The 18076-nt window shown below is 70.1% G+C and carries 15 protein-coding genes; all 15 read right to left on the bottom strand.

Annotated elements, in window-relative coordinates:
- Positions 1-55: 55 nt before the first annotated feature.
- The 15 genes from OHA64_RS32520 to nrtL all read right to left on the bottom strand — a co-directional run bounded on the left by OHA64_RS32520 (position 56) and on the right by nrtL (position 17932).
- Positions 56-469, bottom strand: a complete 414-nt coding sequence (locus OHA64_RS32520; protein ID WP_405619182.1) for a hypothetical protein — start codon at positions 467-469, stop codon at positions 56-58.
- A gap of 289 nt (positions 470-758) precedes the next feature.
- Positions 759-2096, bottom strand: a complete 1338-nt coding sequence (locus OHA64_RS32515) for an MraY family glycosyltransferase (protein ID WP_405619180.1) — start codon at positions 2094-2096, stop codon at positions 759-761.
- A 129-nt stretch (positions 2097-2225) separates the two neighbouring features.
- Positions 2226-3467 (bottom strand): serine hydroxymethyltransferase, encoded by a 1242-nt coding sequence (gene glyA, locus OHA64_RS32510; RefSeq protein ID WP_405619178.1) that lies wholly within the window; start codon positions 3465-3467, stop codon positions 2226-2228.
- Positions 3468-3622: 155 nt separating this feature from the next.
- The gene (locus tag OHA64_RS32505) at positions 3623-4294 is read right to left on the bottom strand and encodes a protein-tyrosine-phosphatase (protein WP_405619176.1); all 672 of its coding nucleotides are present in this window, start codon (positions 4292-4294) and stop codon (positions 3623-3625) included.
- Positions 4291-4938, bottom strand: a complete 648-nt coding sequence (locus OHA64_RS32500) for an L-threonylcarbamoyladenylate synthase (protein WP_405619174.1) — start codon at positions 4936-4938, stop codon at positions 4291-4293. Before OHA64_RS32500 ends, OHA64_RS32505 begins: the two co-directional genes overlap by 4 nt.
- A gap of 76 nt (positions 4939-5014) precedes the next feature.
- Positions 5015-5854, bottom strand: coding sequence for a peptide chain release factor N(5)-glutamine methyltransferase (gene prmC / locus OHA64_RS32495; RefSeq protein ID WP_405619172.1), 840 nt, complete (start codon positions 5852-5854; stop codon positions 5015-5017).
- A 106-nt stretch (positions 5855-5960) separates the two neighbouring features.
- Positions 5961-7037, bottom strand: a complete 1077-nt coding sequence (prfA, locus tag OHA64_RS32490) for a peptide chain release factor 1 (RefSeq protein ID WP_405619170.1) — start codon at positions 7035-7037, stop codon at positions 5961-5963.
- Positions 7038-7143: 106 nt separating this feature from the next.
- Complete coding sequence (gene rpmE, locus OHA64_RS32485) at positions 7144-7365, bottom strand: 50S ribosomal protein L31 (protein WP_405619168.1); 222 nt, start codon at positions 7363-7365, stop codon at positions 7144-7146.
- Positions 7366-7525: 160 nt separating this feature from the next.
- Entirely contained in the window at positions 7526-8659 is a 1134-nt protein-coding gene (locus OHA64_RS32480; RefSeq protein ID WP_405619166.1) for an LCP family protein, read from the bottom strand.
- Between the two features lie 371 nt (positions 8660-9030).
- Positions 9031-11094 (bottom strand): transcription termination factor Rho, encoded by a 2064-nt coding sequence (gene rho, locus OHA64_RS32475; protein ID WP_405619164.1) that lies wholly within the window; start codon positions 11092-11094, stop codon positions 9031-9033.
- Positions 11095-11517: 423 nt separating this feature from the next.
- Complete coding sequence (gene thrB / locus OHA64_RS32470; RefSeq protein WP_405619162.1) at positions 11518-12447, bottom strand: homoserine kinase; 930 nt, start codon at positions 12445-12447, stop codon at positions 11518-11520.
- 313 nt (positions 12448-12760) lie between these two features.
- Positions 12761-13819 (bottom strand): threonine synthase, encoded by a 1059-nt coding sequence (gene thrC, locus OHA64_RS32465; protein WP_405619160.1) that lies wholly within the window; start codon positions 13817-13819, stop codon positions 12761-12763.
- A gap of 6 nt (positions 13820-13825) precedes the next feature.
- Positions 13826-15115 (bottom strand): homoserine dehydrogenase, encoded by a 1290-nt coding sequence (locus OHA64_RS32460; protein WP_405624214.1) that lies wholly within the window; start codon positions 15113-15115, stop codon positions 13826-13828.
- 197 nt (positions 15116-15312) lie between these two features.
- The gene (gene lysA, locus OHA64_RS32455; RefSeq protein ID WP_405619158.1) at positions 15313-16704 is read right to left on the bottom strand and encodes a diaminopimelate decarboxylase; all 1392 of its coding nucleotides are present in this window, start codon (positions 16702-16704) and stop codon (positions 15313-15315) included.
- 49 nt (positions 16705-16753) lie between these two features.
- Positions 16754-17932: an ArgS-related anticodon-binding protein NrtL gene (nrtL, locus tag OHA64_RS32450; RefSeq protein WP_405619156.1), complete on the bottom strand. Its 1179-nt coding sequence runs from the start codon at positions 17930-17932 to the stop codon at positions 16754-16756.
- Positions 17933-18076 lie beyond the last annotated feature (144 nt).

The following is an 18076-nucleotide window of genomic DNA, read 5'->3' as shown; positions in this document are numbered from 1 at the left end:
GTTGGCACCGGACGATAGCAGGAGATCTCGTGCGCCTTTATTCCGGCCCTACCCCTCACGACGAGTGCCCCGATTTCTCGGGTTCGACGTAGAGGATCTTGGACTTCATGTGCGCACGGGTCTGCGCGGCGATCCAGGCGAGGGTGCCGGCGACCAGCGTGAACGCGAAGGCCTTGGGGTGGAAGAGCGTGGTGTTCTTGAACGCGGCCATGAAGACGAACAGCAGCAGGATCTGGGTCGCGTACAGCATGAGGCCCATCGCCTGGAAGAGGTGCGGAAGCGATTTGGCAGTGCGCTGCAGAATGTAAAGACCCAGCCCCATGAAGACGATGATGACCAGCGTCGCGACGACGGCTCCGACCGCTCCCTTGCCACCGATGACCACACCACTGACGACGGCGGCAATCGCGCCGACGGCAGCTGTGGGTACAGCGGCCTGGAGGAGGATCCGGACGTCGTTGGACGGCATGGCGGCAACTCCGCTTTCGCAGGGGGGCAGGGGTGTCGTCATGGACGAGCGTAGACCCCGGGCCGAGTGTCGAGACCTCGCACCAATGGACCGTCGCACTGCGGTCCTTTGGCTCTATCCGGGTTCTCGTGAACCGTATCACAAACTATTTGATGCGGTCTTTACCAAGTGGGTGTGCTCGCTGTCACACATGAGAGTGACAGTGCGCGTCTGTGCAGAATCCGGGGTGACTTGTCTGGTATTGGGGAGCTTTGTTTCCCCACGAGTTGGCAATGCTCTAGTCAGATTCTTACCTTGTGACGTCAGCGCGACGCCCCGGCCCGCGCCCGTCCAGCACGTGCGAACGAGCGCCGAGGGCGGTCGCCCCGTTGACGCCCGCCACTCCCGCGACCACCGGGGTACGGCTCTCCTCGTCCTCCACCACGGTCGTCGGCGGCACCACGTCCTCGACGGTCCGCCGCCGACGGCGGTAGCGCGGCGGCAGGAGGTTCTCGGCCCAGCGCGGGGCGCGCGGCGTGAAGCGGGGCAGCAGCAGGAGCAGGAGCCCGATCGCACTGAGGAAGACGACGCCCAGAACGATCCACATGGACGCCGAGTTGACCGAGTAGGCGAGCGCGCCGAAGGCGATCAGCGCCGACCAGAAGTACATGATCAGCACCGCGCGGCTGTGCGAGTGGCCGACCTCCAGCAGGCGGTGGTGCAGGTGTCCCCGGTCCGCCGCGAACGGCGACTGCCCGCGCCAGGTGCGGCGCACGATGGCCAGCACCAGGTCGGCGGCCGGGATCGCGATGATCGTGAGCGGCAGCAGCAACGGGATGTACACGGGGACCGTCTGGTGCACGGCCGCCTGCTCGGAACCGGCGAACAGCTTCAGCGCGTCCGGGTCGACCTGCCCGGTGATGGAGATGGCACCGGCGGCCAGGACCAGGCCGATGAGCATCGAACCGGAGTCGCCCATGAAGATCCGCGCGGGGTGCATGTTGTGCGGCAGGAAGCCCAGGCACATGCCCATCAGGATCGCCGAGAACAGCGTGGCCGGGGCGGCGGCCTCGATGCCGTACGACACCCAGACGCGGTAGGCGTACAGGAAGAACGCGGCCGACGCGATGCACACCATGCCGGCGGCGAGGCCGTCGAGGCCGTCCACGAAGTTCACCGCGTTGATGGTGATGACGACGAGCGCGACCGTCAGCAGGGTGCCCTGCCACTGGGTCAGCGCGACCGACCCGACGCCCGGGACGGGCAGCCACAGGATGGTGAGACCCTGCATGACCATCACGCCGGCGGCGATCATCTGGCCGCCCAGCTTGATCAGGGCGTCGATCTCGAACTTGTCGTCCAGGACACCGATCAGCCAGATCAGGGCCGCCCCGGAGAGCAGGGCCCGGGGCTCGTTGGACTTGGAGAAGACCTCGTTGAGGTTGGCGAGGTGGTCGGCGACCAGCAACCCCGCGCACAGACCGAAGAACATGGCGATCCCGCCGAGCCGCGGAGTGGGCTCCCGGTGCACGTCACGTGCCCGGATCTCCGGCATCGCTCCGGCCACGATCGCGAACTTCCGTACCGGCCCTGTCAGCAGATACGTCACCGCGGCCGTCACGCAGAGCGTCAGCAGGTATTCACGCACGGGCTTCCCCACAGGTCTCGCTGGCCATCTCAGCCCCACACACTAGCGATGCGCGCATACCGTTGGGGACTTCCGGGTAGCGACGATGGTTGCACGTGTGGCTGTGTACGGATTTGCGCCTACCCCCGCTCAGCCGGGATAGGGGGGAAATCCGCCGACCAACTCCCGCACTTCTTCACGAGCGCGCTGGCTCTCGGTCTCGCCCCTGAGCACGTTTCCGAAGAGCGCCGCGATCCGGGCCATCTCCCTCTCGCCCATACCCTGTGTGGTCACGGCGGCCGTGCCCAGGCGCAGTCCACGGGCGTCGGCGTGCGGGAGCGCACAGCAGTCGAGCACCATGCCGGCGGCGGCGAGACGACCGCGGGCGGAGCGTCCGTCGACGCCCAGCGGCGCCGGGTCGGCGGTCACCAGATGGGTGTCGGTCCCCCCGGTGGTGACCACGAGCCCCTCGGCGGCCAGCCCGGCCGCCAGCACCCGCGCGTTGGCGACCACCTGGTGGGCGTACGCCGTGAAGGCCGGCGTCGCCGCCTCGCCGAACGCGACGGCCTTGGCGGCGATGGTGTGCATCTGGGCACCGCCCTGGGTGAACGGGAACACCGCCCGGTCGACCCGCTCGGCCAGGTCGGCCCCGCACAGGATCATGCCGCCGCGCGGACCGCGCAGCACCTTGTGGGTGGTGGCGCACACCACGTCGGCGTACGGCACCGGATTGGGCGCCGCTCCCCCGGCGACGAGCCCGATGGGATGGGCGGCGTCCGCGATCAGATAGGCACCCACCTCGTCGGCGACCTCGCGGAAGAAGGGGTAGTCGATGTGCCGGGGATAGGCGATGGACCCGCACACGATCGCCTTGGGCCGATGCGTCCGGGCGAGCGTGCGTACCTGCTCGTGTTCGATGAGCCCGGTCTCCGCGTCCACCCCGTACCCGACGAAGTCGAACCAGCGGCCGGAGAAGTTGGCGGGCGAACCGTGCGTGAGATGGCCGCCGTAGGGCAGCCCGAGGGCGAGGACGGTGTCACCGGGCCTGAGCAGCGCGGCGTACGCGGCCAGCACGGCCGACGAGCCCGAATGCGACTGCACGTTGGCGTGCTCGGCCCCGAACAGCGCCTTGGCCCGCTCCACGGCGATTCGCTCGGCGACGTCCACGATCTCGCAGCCGCCATGGTGCCGGGCCCCCGGGTATCCCTCCGCGTACTTGTTCGCGAGGGGTGAGCCGAGGGCGGCCAGCACGGCCGGCGAGGTGAAGTTCTCGGCGGCGACGAGCTGCAACGTCGTCGCCTGCCGGTCCGCTTCCCCGAGCAGGATCTCGGCCAGCTCGGGGTCCTGCCGCCGCAGGACGTCGACGGTCTCTGGGGCATGGGTGACCGACATGGTGGACTCCGGGCGTCGACGATGGCGTACGTCCAATGTAGGCCCGGGACGGGTGGGGTGCTCGGTTGTCGCGCGTTCCCGGAGACGCCGGTGAGGACGGTGACCATCGGATCCGGCGGCCGGTTGTGCCCTTCCCCGGCCCGCCTCCCGCCACGTCAGGTGCGCGCGGGCACTCCTGTCAGCGCCGTCACCACCGGGTCCAGCGCCTGGTTTATCTCGTCCCCGATCGAGCGGAAGAACGGCAGCGGGGCTCCGTACGGGTCGTAGACCTCGTCCGCCTCCGCCGTCGGGGCCAGCAGCCACCCGCGGAGCGCCGCCGCCGCGCGGACCAGGGCGCGGGCGCGGGCCACCATGCCGTCCTCCAGGGGCGGCAGGGTCGCCGGGTCTATGGCCTTCACCAGGCGGGTGAACTCCTTCAGGGTGAAGGTGCGCAGGCCCGCCGAGTGGCCCATGGAGATGACCTGGGCGCGGTGGTCGCGGGTCGCGGTCAGGACCAGGTCGGCCATGATGACGTGCTCGTCGAGCAGTTCCCGGCCGGTGAAGCCGGAGGCGTCGGCGCCGAAGTCGGCGAGGACCGCCTCGGCGTTGGCCTCCATGGGCGCGCCCTCGTGGCCCCAGGTGCCCGCGCTCTCCACGATCAGCCCGCCCCACAGGGGGTCGCCGAGCCGGTCCGCCAGGGCATGACGGGTCAGCCGCTCGGTGATCGGCGAGCGGCACACGTTGCCGGTGCTGACGTGGAGGATGCGGAAGCTGTCACGCGGAAGACCTGTGAAGGTCCGCGTCTCTTCCCCGTTCCATATGCCACGCCCCGCGTCAGGGGCCGTCAATTCGCCACCTCGAGGTCGGGTACGACCTTCCTGAGCTCCTCCGCGGAGAGCGCGCCCGCGCGCAGCAGCAGGGGAACCTCGCGGGTGACGTCGACGATCGAGGACGGCACGTTGCCCGGGGTCGGACCGCCGTCCAGGTAGACGGAGACGGAGTCGCCGAGCATCTCCTGGGCGGCGTCGCAGTCCTCCGGCGCGGGGTGGCCGGTCAGGTTCGCGGAGGAGACCGCCATGGGGCCGAACTCGGTCAGCAGCTCGATGGCGACGGGGTGCAGCGGCATGCGGACGGCGACCGTGCCACGGGTGTCGCCGAGGTCCCACTGGAGGGACGGCTGGTGCTTGGCGACCAGCGTGAGCGCGCCCGGCCAGAACGCGTCGACCAGTTCCCAGGCCATCTCCGAGAAGTCCGTGACCAGGCCGTGCAGCGTGTTCGGGGAGCCGATGAGGACAGGGGTGGGCATGTTGCGGCCGCGGCCCTTGGCCTCCAGCAGGTCGTGCACCGCTTCCGAGGAGAACGCGTCGGCGCCGATGCCGTACACCGTGTCGGTCGGCAGCACCACGAGCTCGCCACGGCGGACGGCGGACGCGGCTTCCCGCAGACCGGTCGTGCGGTCGGTCGCGTCATTGGTGTCGTATCGCCGAGCCATGTCTAGCGGGCCTCCTCGTACACGAAGTACACGTACAGCTGCGGGTCGAGAGTCTGCGGGGGTCTCACGGGAGTTCTCAAGGGGTCGCCCGGCGGGCGGTCGCGAAGCGCGGGCGGTTGTTGAGGTCGGGGTGGTCGGCCGCGTCGGCCCAGCCCCGTTCCTCGGTGAAGATCCACGGCACCTGGCCGCCCTGGGTGTCGGCGTGCTCGATGACGACGACGCCGCCGGGACGCAGCAGCCGGTGCGCGGTGCGCTCGATGCCGCGGATCAGGTGGAGGCCGTCCTCCCCCGAGAACAGGGCGAGTTCGGGGTCGTAGTCCCGCGCCTCGGGAGCGACGTACTCCCATTCGGTGAGCGGGATGTACGGCGGGTTGGAGATGACCAGGTCGACCTGGCCGTCGAGGTCCGGGAAGGCGTCCAGGGCGTTGCCCTGACGCAGATCGACCCTGGACCCCTCCATGTTCTTGCGCGTCCACCGCAGGGCGTCCTCGGACAGCTCCACGGCGTGCACCCGGGAGCGCGGGACCTCCTGGGCGAGGGCCAGCGCGATCGCGCCGGAGCCGGTGCACAGGTCGACGATCAGCGGCTCGACGACGTCCATCGCGCGGACGGCGTCTATGGCCCACCCGACGACGGACTCGGTCTCCGGACGCGGGACGAACACGCCGGGCCCGACCTGGAGTTCCAGGTAGCGGAAGAAGGCCCGCCCGGTGATGTGCTGGAGCGGCTCGCGCTGTTCGCGCCGGGCGATGACCTCCCAGTAGCGGGCGTCGAAGTCCGAGTCCTTCACGGAGTGCAGCTCGCCCCGCTTCACGCCGTGCACGAACGCGGCGAGCTCCTCCGCGTCGTTGCGCGGCGAGGGCACGCCGGCGTCGGCCAGCCGCTGGGTGGCCTGGGCTACCTCAGCGAGCAGCACGCCTCGGGGGTTTGGGGGTCGCCCCCCAAATGATTGCTGCACGCAGGTCCTCCGTGTCGTACTCGTGCGTGGGTACGTCCTTACGCGTTTATACGTCCTTACGCGCTCACGCGGCCGCCAGCTTCGCTGCCGAGTCCGCGTCGACGCAGGCCTGGATCACCGCGTCGAGCTCGCCGTCCAGGACCTGGTCCAGGTTGTACGACTTGAAGCCGACGCGGTGGTCCGAGATGCGGTTCTCCGGGAAGTTGTACGTGCGGATCTTCTCGGAGCGGTCGACGGTGCGGACCTGGCTGCGGCGGGCGTCGGCGGCCTCCCGCTCCGCCTCCTCCTGCGCCGCTGCGAGCAGCCTGGAGCGCAGGATACGCATCGCCTGCTCCTTGTTCTGCAGCTGGCTCTTCTCGTTCTGGCAGGAGGCGACGACTCCGGTGGGAACGTGCGTGATACGCACCGCGGAGTCGGTCGTGTTGACCGACTGGCCGCCGGGCCCGGAGGAGCGGTAGACGTCGATGCGGAGGTCGTTCGCGTTGATCTCGACGTCGACCTCCTCCGCCTCGGGCGTGACGAGGACACCGGCCGCGGAGGTGTGGATACGGCCCTGGGACTCGGTCGCGGGCACGCGCTGCACGCGGTGCACCCCGCCCTCGTACTTCAGGCGGGCCCAGACGCCCTGGCCGGGCTCGGTGGCACCCTGGCCGCCCTTGGTCTTCACGGCGACCTGGACGTCCTTGTAGCCGCCCAGCTCGGACTCGGTGGCGTCGATGATCTCGGTCTTCCAGCCGACCCGCTCGGCGTAGCGCAGGTACATCCGCAGCAGGTCGCCGGCGAACAGGGCGGACTCGTCGCCGCCCGCGCCCGCCTTGATCTCGAGGATGACGTCCTTGTCGTCGCTGGGATCGCGCGGTACGAGCAGCAGACGCAGCTTCTCGGTCAGCTCCTCGCGCTGCTTCTCCAGCTCCTTGACCTCGGCAGCGAAGTCGGAGTCGACGGCCGCGTACTCGCGCCCGGTCTCGATGTCGTCGCCGGTCTGCTTCCAGGAGCGGAACGTGGCGACGATCGGGGTGAGCTCGGCGTAACGCTTGTTCAGCTTGCGGGCGTTGGCCTGGTCGGAGTGGACCGACGGGTCGGCGAGCTTCGTCTCCAGGTCGGCGTGCTCGGCGACGAGTTCCTCGACGGCCTCGAACATCTTGGGCTCCTGATACTGCGGTGAAGGGAACGGCGGGCGACCAAAAACGCCGGTCCCGGTGCGCCCGGAAAAGGGGCGCGACCGTGGACCGGCGAATTGGGGCTCGCTACTTCTTCGAGCCGGCGGCCTTGCCGAAGCGGGCCTCGAAGCGGGCCACACGGCCACCGGTGTCGAGGATCTTCTGCTTGCCCGTGTAGAACGGGTGGCACTCGGAGCAGACGTCGGCACGGATGGCACCGCTGGAGATCGTGCTACGGGTGGTGAACGACGCGCCACAGGTGCAGCTGACCTGCGTCTCGACGTACTCGGGGTGGATGTCGCGCTTCAAGGTGTCTCCTAGTTTCGGGAGGGCGCCGGGTCGCGACCGCACGATGCGGAAGCGTGAACCGGGACCGACGTACCAGTCTGCCAGGACTGGGCGCATCCCCCAAAACCGGGGGAGGTGCCGTTCTATTCCCCAGGGCCTGCGGGGGCGCACATACCTCCGGCTAGGACGAGGTCACGACGCCTGCGGCGTCACCCTTGGCGTTGCCCTTCGTGGCCGACTTCGGGATCGCCCGGTCGTTCTCCAGAGCCGTCCACACCTGCTTGGCCTTGCTCTTCTGGACGATCACGCGGTTCGGGTCGGCCGGGTCGTACTGGACCGGCATCGTGACCATCTCCATGTTCGAGGAGCTGATGCCCTTGAGACCGCCGGCGAACGACATGAGCGAGTTGACCGAGCCGAGGTCGGAGTCGGTCGTCACGGTCTTCGTCGCGGTGTTGGCGAGGTTGTACAGGTTCTTGGGGTTGCCGAACAGGTCGACGTGCTTGACCTGGTTGATCAGTGCCTTGATGAAGGCCTGCTGGAGCTGGATGCGGCCGAGGTCGGAGCCGTCGCCGACGCCGTGCCGGGTGCGGACCAGGCCGAGGGCCTGCTCACCGTCGAGCTCGTGCCTGCCGGCCTTCAGGTCGAGGTGGCTGTCGGGGTCCTTGATGGCCTTGGTGGTGGTGACCTCGACCCCGCCGAGCTCGTCGATGAGCTTCTGGAAACCGCTGAAGTCGACCTCCAGGTAGTGGTCCATGCGGATGCCGCTGAGGGACTCGACGGTCTTCACCGCGCAGGCCGCACCGCCGGTGGAGTAGGCGGAGTTGAACATCACGCCGGACGCGGCGTCGTGCTCGACGCCCTTGGCGTCGGTGCACTCGGGGCGCTCGATGACGGTGTCGCGCGGTATGGAGACCACGCTGGCCTTCTTGTGGCCCTCGTAGACGTGGACGACCATCGCGGTGTCGGAGCGCGCGCTGCCGTCGTCGGTGCCGCCGCCGAGCTTCTTGTTGCTGCCGGAGCGGGTGTCCGAGCCGAGGACGAGGATGTTCTCGGAGCCGTTGTCGGCCTTGGTGGGGCGGTCGGTGCCGAGGACGGAGTCGATGTCGACGCTCTTGATGTTGCCGTTGAGCTTGAAGTACAGATAGCCGGCTCCGGTGCCGCCCAGTACGACGATGCCCGCCGCGGTCCAGGCCATGACCAGGACACCCTTGCGTTTTCCACGGGGCTTGCGGCGGCTGCCCTTGGCTCGGTGGCGGCCTGTGGTGCCGGCGTCTCCCGGTATGCCGGGTTCCGGCGTGCTCTCGGCGGACATGTGCTCCTCGAATCTCGTCCGGTCGGTTACCCCCTGCTTTCAGGGTCAGGCGCGGTCGCGGAGGACCCGTACCGCACCATCGTCGCTCCGCCTGGTCAGACGGCGGAACTCGGGAAAGGGTTGCACAACGCACTGTGATCGCCCTGTGGCCCGGCCACCACGACGCGTAACGGATACTTCCGGTCAAACACCGTTCACCTGCAGTTTCGGCCAAAGATGCGGCACGGCGGGAAATCGCCATCCACCAAGATCCTTGTGGCAAAGGTCTCGCCCACGACCGGGTTACCGAGCGGTTCGGGTGAGTGCGATCCCGCGCAGCACGAAGGGCCGCCCCCGTGCCAGGGACGGCCCTTCGTCATACCCGAGGGCGACTAGTCACCGTTGCCCGGCGTCGGCGTCGTCTTCTGGATCTGCAGCAGGAACTCGGCGTTCGACTTCGTCTGCCTCATCTTGTCGAGCAGCAGCTCGATCGCCTGCTGCTGGTCGAGCGCGTGCAGCACCCGGCGCAGCTTCCAGGTGATGGCGAGCTCGTCGCTGCCGAGCAGGATCTCTTCCTTACGGGTGCCGGACGCGTCGACGTCCACCGCCGGGAAGATGCGCTTGTCGGCGAGCTTCCGGTCGAGCTTGAGCTCGGCGTTGCCGGTGCCCTTGAACTCCTCGAAGATGACCTCGTCCATGCGGGACCCGGTGTCCACCAGCGCGGTGGCGAGGATGGTCAGCGAGCCGCCGTCCTCGATGTTGCGGGCCGCACCGAAGAAGCGCTTCGGCGGGTACAGGGCGGTCGAGTCGACACCACCGGACAGGATGCGGCCGGAGGCGGGCGCGGCGAGGTTGTACGCACGGCCCAGACGCGTGATCGAGTCGAGCAGCACGACGACGTCGTGGCCCAGCTCCACCAGACGCTTGGCACGCTCGATGGCGAGCTCGGCGACCGTGGTGTGGTCCTCGGCCGGGCGGTCGAAGGTCGAGGAGATGACCTCGCCCTTGACCGACCGCTGCATGTCGGTGACCTCTTCCGGACGCTCGTCGACCAGGACGACCATCAGGTGGCACTCGGGGTTGTTGTGCGTGATCGCGTTGGCGATCGCCTGCATGATCATGGTCTTGCCGGTCTTCGGCGGGGCCACGATCAGACCGCGCTGGCCCTTACCGATCGGCGCGACGAGGTCGATGATGCGGGTGGTCAGCACGCCCGGGTCGGTCTCCAGGCGGAGCCGGTCCTGCGGGTACAGCGGCGTCAGCTTGTTGAACTCCGGCCGCCCGCGCCCGGATTCGGGCGCCATGCCGTTCTGGGAGTCCAGGCGGACCAGCGCGTTGAACTTCTCGCGGCGCTCGCCCTCCTTGGGCTGACGCACGGCACCGGTGACGTGGTCGCCCTTGCGCAGGCCGTTCTTGCGGACCTGGGCGAGGGAGACGTACACGTCGTTGGGGCCGGGCAGGTAGCCCGACGTACGGATGAAGGCGTAGTTGTCGAGGATGTCCAGGATGCCCGCGACGGGGATCAGGACGTCGTCCTCGTTGAGCTGCGGCTCGGGCGCCACGTCGTCACGGCCACGGCGGCCACGACGGTCCCGGTAACGGCCGCGGCGGCCCCGGCGCCCGCCGTCGAAGTCGTCGTCGTCCTGCGGGCCGTTGTCACGCTGGCGGTCCTGGCGGTCCTGCCGTCCGCCGCCCTGCTGCTGACGGTCCTGGCGGTCCTGACGGTCCTGGCGCTGCTGGCCACCGCCCTGGCCGCCCTGGCCGCCCTGCTGCTCGTCGCCCTTGCCGCCACGGCGGTCGCGGTCGCGGTCCCGGCCGCGCTCACGGCGGTCGCGACGGCGGCCGTCGGCACCATCGGCGTCGCCGCCCTTGGTGTCGCCCTGCGGCTGCGTCTGTGCGGGCGCCTCGGCCTTGGACTCGCTCTTGGCCTCGGCGACGACCGTCTCGGGGCTGCCGGCCTCGGCGGTGGCACGGCGACGGCGGCGCTCCACGGGAGCGTCGTCTCCCCCACGCTCGGCTTCGCCACGGGAGGGGCCGCCGGCCGGCTGGCCGGGAATCTCGATCTGCTGCTGGGCCACGGCCTTCTCGGCGGGCGCCTCGGCCTTGGCGGCCGCCTTCTTCTCGGCGACCGACGCGGTGTCGTCGCCGGTACGGGCCTTGGAGGTGGCCCGGCGCTTCGGCTTGGTCTCGGCGACGTCGGCCGTCGCGGCCGGGGCGCCCCCACCCGCCTGCGCCTCCTTGATGACCTCGATCAGCTGGCTCTTGCGCATACGCGCGGTGCCCCTGATGCCGAGGCCGGATGCGACCTGCTGCAGCTCGGCCAGCACCATGCCGTCGAGGCCGGTACCGCGGCGCCGCCGGGAGCCGGCACCGGTGGCAGGCGCGGAGGCGTCCGTGGCGGGCGCGGCAGCGGTCTCCTCGACACGTGCGCCCATCAGATCGGTGGTGTCGCTCACGAAGGGTCCTTCCCTGGAGCGGACGTCGGCCTGTCTGGCTCGGCGACCGTTTGTGCTGTCCGACAGTGGTCCTTGCTGTGTGGACCCTGCCGGGGCGGTGGTCCGCCTAAGCGGCGGAGGAATGTGATGACGGCGCTTCCGAAAGCCGTGGCACTGAGTGTCTGTGTCACTTTGCTTGGTCGCACCGGTTCCGGAGCGTGCCCGGCAAGTCGCTCAGTGCTGCCGTACGACGTACTGCCCGCGTACGGCGTACTCAACACAGTGCGGCTTGGGAGGCTCCCGGAAGGATGTCTGTCCCGGACGGGGACACGAAGCACCTCGCCATGGTGGGGTCGGGTGCAGACTTGAGGTTAACACTACCGGATCCAACAAACATTCCCCCTCTCGAAATCCGGCGAGCGCCGCCGGATTCCACCTGTCGCGTCACACGTCCCCGGCGGTCGCGAGCGGCATCACGCCCGCGCCCCGGGGGTCGAGCTTGAGCCGGTTCGCGGCCCAGCCCTCGCCCGCCAGATGGGCGACCTTGTCGGCACTGTCCTCGTCGACGAGGGCCAGTACCGTCGGTCCCGCACCGGAGATCACTGCCGGGACTCCGTCGGCCCGCAGCCGCTCCACCAGCGCCGTACTCTCCGGCATGGCCGGTGCGCGGTACTCCTGGTGGAGCCGGTCCTCGGTGGCGGGCAGCAGCAGCTCGGGGCGCCTGGTCAGGGCCTCGACGAGCAGGGCCGCCCGGCCCGCGTTGGTGGCGGCGTCGACGTGCGGCACGGTGCGTGGCAGCAGTCCGCGCGCGGTCTCCGTCAGGACCGGCCTACCGGGCACGAAAACCACCGGAACGATGGAATCGGCGGGCTCCATCCTGATCGCCCGGGCGGCTCCGGCCTCCATCCAGGAGAGCGTGAAACCGCCGAGCAGACAGGCCGCCACATTGTCGGGGTGGCCCTCGATCTCGGTGGCGAGCTCCAGGAGCGCCGCGTCGTCGAGCCGGGAGTCGCCGCCTATGGTCACGGCGCGCGCGGCGACGATGCCTGCGCAGATGGCGGCCGAGGAGGACCCCAGGCCACGGCCGTGCGGAATACGGTTCGCGCAGACGATCTCCAGGCCGCGCGGCTGCCCGCCCAGCAGGTCGAAGGCGGTGCGCAAGGACCGTACGAGAAGGTGGTTCTCGTCACGGGGGAGCGTCTCGCTGCCCTCTCCCGCGATGTCGACATGCAGCCCGGAGTCGGCCACCCGGACGACCACGTCGTCGTAGAGCCCCAGCGACAGGCCGAGGGCATCGAAGCCCGGACCGAGGTTGGCGCTGGTGGCGGGGACGCGCACCCGGACGGCGGCGGCGCGGAAAGCTGGACCGGCCATCGCTCGATGACTCTCCTTGAGCTGCGGAACTGTCGAAGACGTTCGATACGTGCATGAGGTCCTGGGGACCTCTGGGAACCGTGGGACCGCTTCCGGGCCGCGGAGACGGCGCGGCACCCGGCCGTATGCGAGGCATATGCGGCGGGCGGGTTCGGTACAGCCTATCGAAGGAAGGTTCTGTGGCGACATAGGGCGCACAGGAGGCGCACGATGCGTGTCGTAAGCCCCCTGTGCACCCCCTCTGACGGTTACCCGTCCCCAGAGGTCATCGCACAGGTCGTCCCTCAGGTCGTCCCTCAGGTCGTCCCTCAGGTCAGACAAGGCCCAGGCGCTCGGCGGCCGTCGCCGCGTCGACCGGGACGGTGACCGGCTGCGGGGCGCCCGCGACGGCCCAGTCGGGGTCCTTGAGGCCGTTGCCGGTGACGGTGCACACGATCTTCTGTCCCCGATCGACCTTGCCCTGCTCGGCGGCCTTCAGCAGACCGGCGACGGACGCGGCGGACGCCGGCTCGACGAAGACACCCTCCTGAGCGGCCAACAGCCGGTAGGCACGCAGGATCTCACGGTCCGTCACCTCGTCGATGGAGCCGCCCGACTCGTCCCGCGCCGCCAGGGCGTACTGCCAGGACGCGGGGTTGCCGATCCGGATGGCGGTCGCGATGGTCGACGGGTCCTTGACGACCTCGCCGCGCACGATCGGAGCACTGCCGGACGCCTGGAAACCCCACATACGGGGGGTCTTCGCGGCGATGCCGTCGGCGGCGTACTCCTTGTACCCCTTCCAGTACGCGGTGATGTTGCCCGCGTTGCCGACCGGGAGGACGTGGATGTCGGGCGCGTCGCCGAGCATGTCCACGATCTCGAAGGCGGCCGTCTTCTGACCCTCGATGCGCACCGGGTTGACCGAATTCACCAGCGCCACCGGGTAGTTGTCGCTCAGCGCGCGGGCCAGGGTGAGGCAGTCGTCGAAGTTGCCGTCGACCTGGAGGATCTTCGCGCCGTGCACGAGGGCCTGGCCCATCTTGCCGAGCGCGATCTTGCCCTGCGGAACGAGCACGGCGCAGACCATGCCCGCGCGCACCGCGTACGCGGCGGCGGAGGCGGACGTGTTGCCGGTGGAGGCGCAGATGACCGCCTTCGCGCCCTCCTCCTTGGCCCGCGTGATGGCCATGGTCATGCCGCGGTCCTTGAAGGAGCCGGTGGGGTTGGCACCCTCCACCTTGAGGTGGACCTCGCAGCCGGTGCGCTCGGAGAGCACCTGCGCGGGGACGAGGGGCGTACCGCCCTCGCGGAGCGACACGACCGGCGTGGTGTCGGATACCGGCAGCCGCTCCCGGTACTCCTCGATGATTCCGCGCCACTGGTGGGTCATTGCTGGTTACTCTCCTTCAACCCGCATGATGCTGGCGACACCACGCACGGTGTCGAGCTTGCGCAACGCCTCGACGACGCCGCCCAGGGCGGCGTCGGACGCGCGGTGCGTGACGACGACGAGGGACGCCTCGCCGTCCTTCCCCTGCTGGCGAACCGTATCGATCGACACGCCGTGCTCGGCGAACACGGTGGCAACCTGGGCGAGAACTCCCGGTTTGTCCGCCACGTCGAGGCTGATGTGGTACCGCGTGACGACCTCGCCCATGCCCGAGACGGGCAGCGCGGCGTAGGCGGACTCGCCGGGTCCGGTGGCGCCGTTGAGCCGGTTGCGGCAGACGGCGACGAGGTCGCCCAGCACGGCGGAGGCGGTGGGGGCGCCGCCGGCACCGGGGCCGTAGAACATCAGCTGGCCGGAGGCGTCGGACTCGACGAACACGGCGTTGTACGCGCCGCGCACGGAGGCCAGCGGGTGGGACAGCGGGATCATCGCGGGGTGCACGCGCGCGGTGACGGACGCGCCGTCCGCGGCCCGCTCGCAGATGGCGAGCAGCTTGATGGTGCAGCCCATCTCCCTCGCCGAGGCGAAGTCGGCGGAGGTGACCTCGGCCATGCCCTCGCGGTAGACGTCGTCGAGACGCACCCGCGTGTGGAAGGCGATCCCGGCGAGGATGGCGGCCTTGGCGGCGGCGTCGAAACCTTCGACGTCGGCGGTGGGGTCGGCCTCGGCGTACCCGAGCGCGGTGGCCTCGTCGAGGGCCTCCTGGTACCCCGCCCCCGTGGTGTCCATCTTGTCGAGGATGAAGTTGGTGGTGCCGTTGACGATGCCGAGCACCCGGTTGACCTTGTCGCCGGCGAGGGACTCGCGCAGCGGCCGGATCAGCGGGATCGCGCCGGCGACGGCGGCCTCGTAGTAGAGGTCCGCGTCATGGTCCTCGGCGGAGGCGTGGAGGGCGGCGCCGTCCTGGGCGAGCAGCGCCTTGTTGGCGGAGACGACGGAGGCGCCGTGCTCGAAGGCGGTGGTGATGAGCGTACGGGCGGGCTCGATCCCCCCGATGACCTCCACCACCACGTCGATGTCGCCGCGTTTGACGAGGGCGGTCGCGTCGGTGGTGACGAGGGCGGGGTCGATGCCGTCCCGGACTTTGGAGGGCCGGCGGACCGCCACGCCTGCCAGCTCCACGGGGGCGCCGATCCGGGCGGCGAGGTCGTCGGCGTGCGTCGTCATGATGCGCGCCACCTCTGAGCCGACCACTCCACAGCCCAGCAGCGCCACCTTCAGCGGACGCGTACGCATCATCCGACCTCGTTTCCTCATACCGTCTACGGTTGCTCCAGTCTCACTCACCGGACGGGACTTTCTATCCCATGTCCGGATCGTGAGACATCTATTTCATTTGTACGGGGGCGGAAGACAGGAGATCTTCCGCCCCGTGTCGTCCGGGCGGATCACCCGACGCTCCAGGTGGATTCACCCGACGCTTTCCAGGTGGATCACCCGACGTCGAGGCGCAGCAGGTCCTCCTCCGTCTCCCGCCGGACGATGACGCGGGACTCGCCGTCGTTGACCGCCACGACGGGCGGCCGCAGCACGTGGTTGTAGTTGCTGGCCATCGACCGGCAGTACGCACCCGTCGCCGGTACGGCGATCAGGTCACCCGGTGCCAGGTCGGCCGGCAGGAACGCGTCCTTCACGACGATGTCCCCACTCTCGCAGTGCTTGCCGACGACGCGGGCGAGCATCGGCTCCGCGTCGGAGGTGCGGGAGACCAGGGCGACGCTGTACTCGGCGTCGTACAGCGCGGTACGGATGTTGTCGGACATGCCGCCGTCGACGGAGACGTACGTCCGCAGTCCGTCGAGGGGCTTGATGGTGCCGACCTCGTACAGCGTGAAGGCGGTGGGACCGACGATGGCCCGCCCGGGTTCGACGGAGATACGGGGCGTGCGCAGCCTGGCGGCCTCGCACTCACGGGTGACGATCTCGGTGAGCGCCTTGGCGATCTCGTGGGGCTCGCTGGGGTCGTCGTCGCTCGTGTACGCGATGCCGAGCCCGCCACCGAGGTCGATCTCCGGCAGCTCGACCCCGTGCTCGTCGCGGATGTCCTTCAGCAGCCCGACGACCCGGTGGGCGGCGACCTCGAAGCCGGACATGTCGAAGATCTGGGACCCGATGTGGCTGTGGATCCCGATCACCTCGATCCCGTCCAGCTGCAGCGCACGCCGTACGGCCTCGGCGGCCTGCCCGCCCGCGAGCGGAATGCCGAACTTCTGGTCCTCGTGGGCGGTGGCGATGAACTCGTGCGTGTGCGCCTCCACTCCGACGGTGACACGGATCTGCACGCGCTGCCGGATGCCGAGCGACTGGGCGATGTGGGCGACGCGGACGATCTCCTGGAAGGAGTCGAGAACGATCCGCCCGACACCGGCCTCGACGGCCCGCTGGATCTCCTCCGACGACTTGTTGTTGCCGTGGAAGGCGATGCGGTCGGCGGGCATGCCGGCCGAGAGGGCGGTGGCGAGTTCGCCGCCGGAACAGACGTCGAGGTTGAGCCCTTCCTCGTGCAGCCAGCGGACCACGGCCCGGGACAGGAACGCCTTGCCGGCGTAGAAGACGTCGGCGTCGGCCCCGAAGGCACCGCGCCACGCCCGTGCCCGGGCGCGGAAGTCGGCCTCGTCGACGATGTAGGCGGGGGTGCCGTGCTGTTCGGCGAGGCTCTTCACGTCGACGCCGCCGACGGTGACGACGCCGCCCTGGTCACGACCGACGGTCTGGGCCCACACCTTCGGGTCGAGGGCGTTGAGGTCGGCGGGCGGGGCGGAGTAGTGCCCCTCGGGATACACATCGGCGTGACGGGGCCCGGCGGGGTGTGCGGAACGACTCATGGCTCTTCGTGGACTCTCTGTGCGTCTCTTTGCGTCTCTGTGCGCTGTCTCACAGGTGATCAGGTGCGTCGATGCCGAGCAGGGTCAGGCCACCGGCCAGCACCGTCCCGGCGGCTTCGGCAACAGCGAGCCGGGCACGGTGGGCGGCCGAGGGTTTCTCCTCGCCGCGCGGAAGGACGGTGAGGAGAAAGGGAAGGACGGCATCGGCGACGGTGACGAGGTGCCGGGCGAGACGGTCCGGGGCGCGGTGCGCGGCGGCCGCGGCGAGGATTCGGGGGTGGTCGGCGAGGACGCCCGTCAGGTCTTCCGGTACGTCGCCGGGTTCGGCGTGGAAACCGAGGTCGGCGGCGTTGCGGCCGACGGCCCGGGTGCGGGCGTGGGCGTAGCGGACACGGAAGAGCGGGTTGCTCTCGCGCTGGACGAGGTGCTCGTCGCTGATCCGGGGCCGGTCGTGGGCGGCTGGGTGGAGGAGGGCCCAGCGGGCGGCGTCACGGCCGAGGGGGGTCGGGTCGGCGGGGGCGGGGACGGGACGCACATCGATTTCGAGGGGGGCCGGGGACCCCACCGGGGGCTCGAGCGGGCGCTCGGCGGGGATTGCGGCCTGGCGGTCCGGGATGGCGTACGCGTCGACGTGGACGCCGAGACCCATCTCCCACTCCGGCTCGGGGCGGGCGGGGCGGGCCTCACAGGTGACGCGGACGAGTGCGCCCTGGGCGCGCAGGAGGCGTGCGGTGGCGTCGGCGACGACGAGCGCCCGGACCTCGTGGGCGGCGTGCAGTCGATGGAGCCGCCCGGTGAGCGCGTCGCCGTGCCCGTACTTCTGCCCCTTCCGCAGGATCTCGTCGACGTGGGCGGCGGAAGCGGTGCCGCGGAGGCGGATGTTCAGGAAGCCGGGGCCGGTGATGACGACGTCGGCGATGGGGCTGGTGGTGCTGAGGTGGTCGACGCCGTGGGTGGTGGCGTCGGTGGTGCCGTCGTCCGTGGCTTCGGTGGCGTCGGTGGCGTCGTCACTGAGCAGATGGCCTCGGAGGATCTCGGCGACGTACCGGGGAGTCCGCTCGGCCGACCGCGCCAGCTGAAGGGCGATGTTGGTGGCGTAGTCCCCACAGCCCCCGGGCCCCGGCACCGTCACCACGGCCCGCTCCGGAACGGTCACGCTCAGCTCCCCCACGTCCACAGCCCGACGCACCGCGCGCAGCACGGTACGGGAGAGCTCGACGGGGGTCACGGGGCCAGCGTAGGGGAGGAGGGGGGTGGGTGGGCGAGCTGATTTGAGTGGGGTCCGGGATGTGGACGGTGGGGACGGAGAGCGCGGGCGGGGAACGCGGACAGGGTGAGGGCGAGGTGGGCGCGGGGCAGGCCGGGAGGTGAT

Source organism: Streptomyces sp. NBC_00076 (assembly GCF_045041235.1).
Classification (GTDB): domain Bacteria; phylum Actinomycetota; class Actinomycetes; order Streptomycetales; family Streptomycetaceae; genus Streptomyces.
Note: the sequence above shows the minus strand (reverse complement) of the source record. Positions and strands in the feature narration are given on the sequence as shown.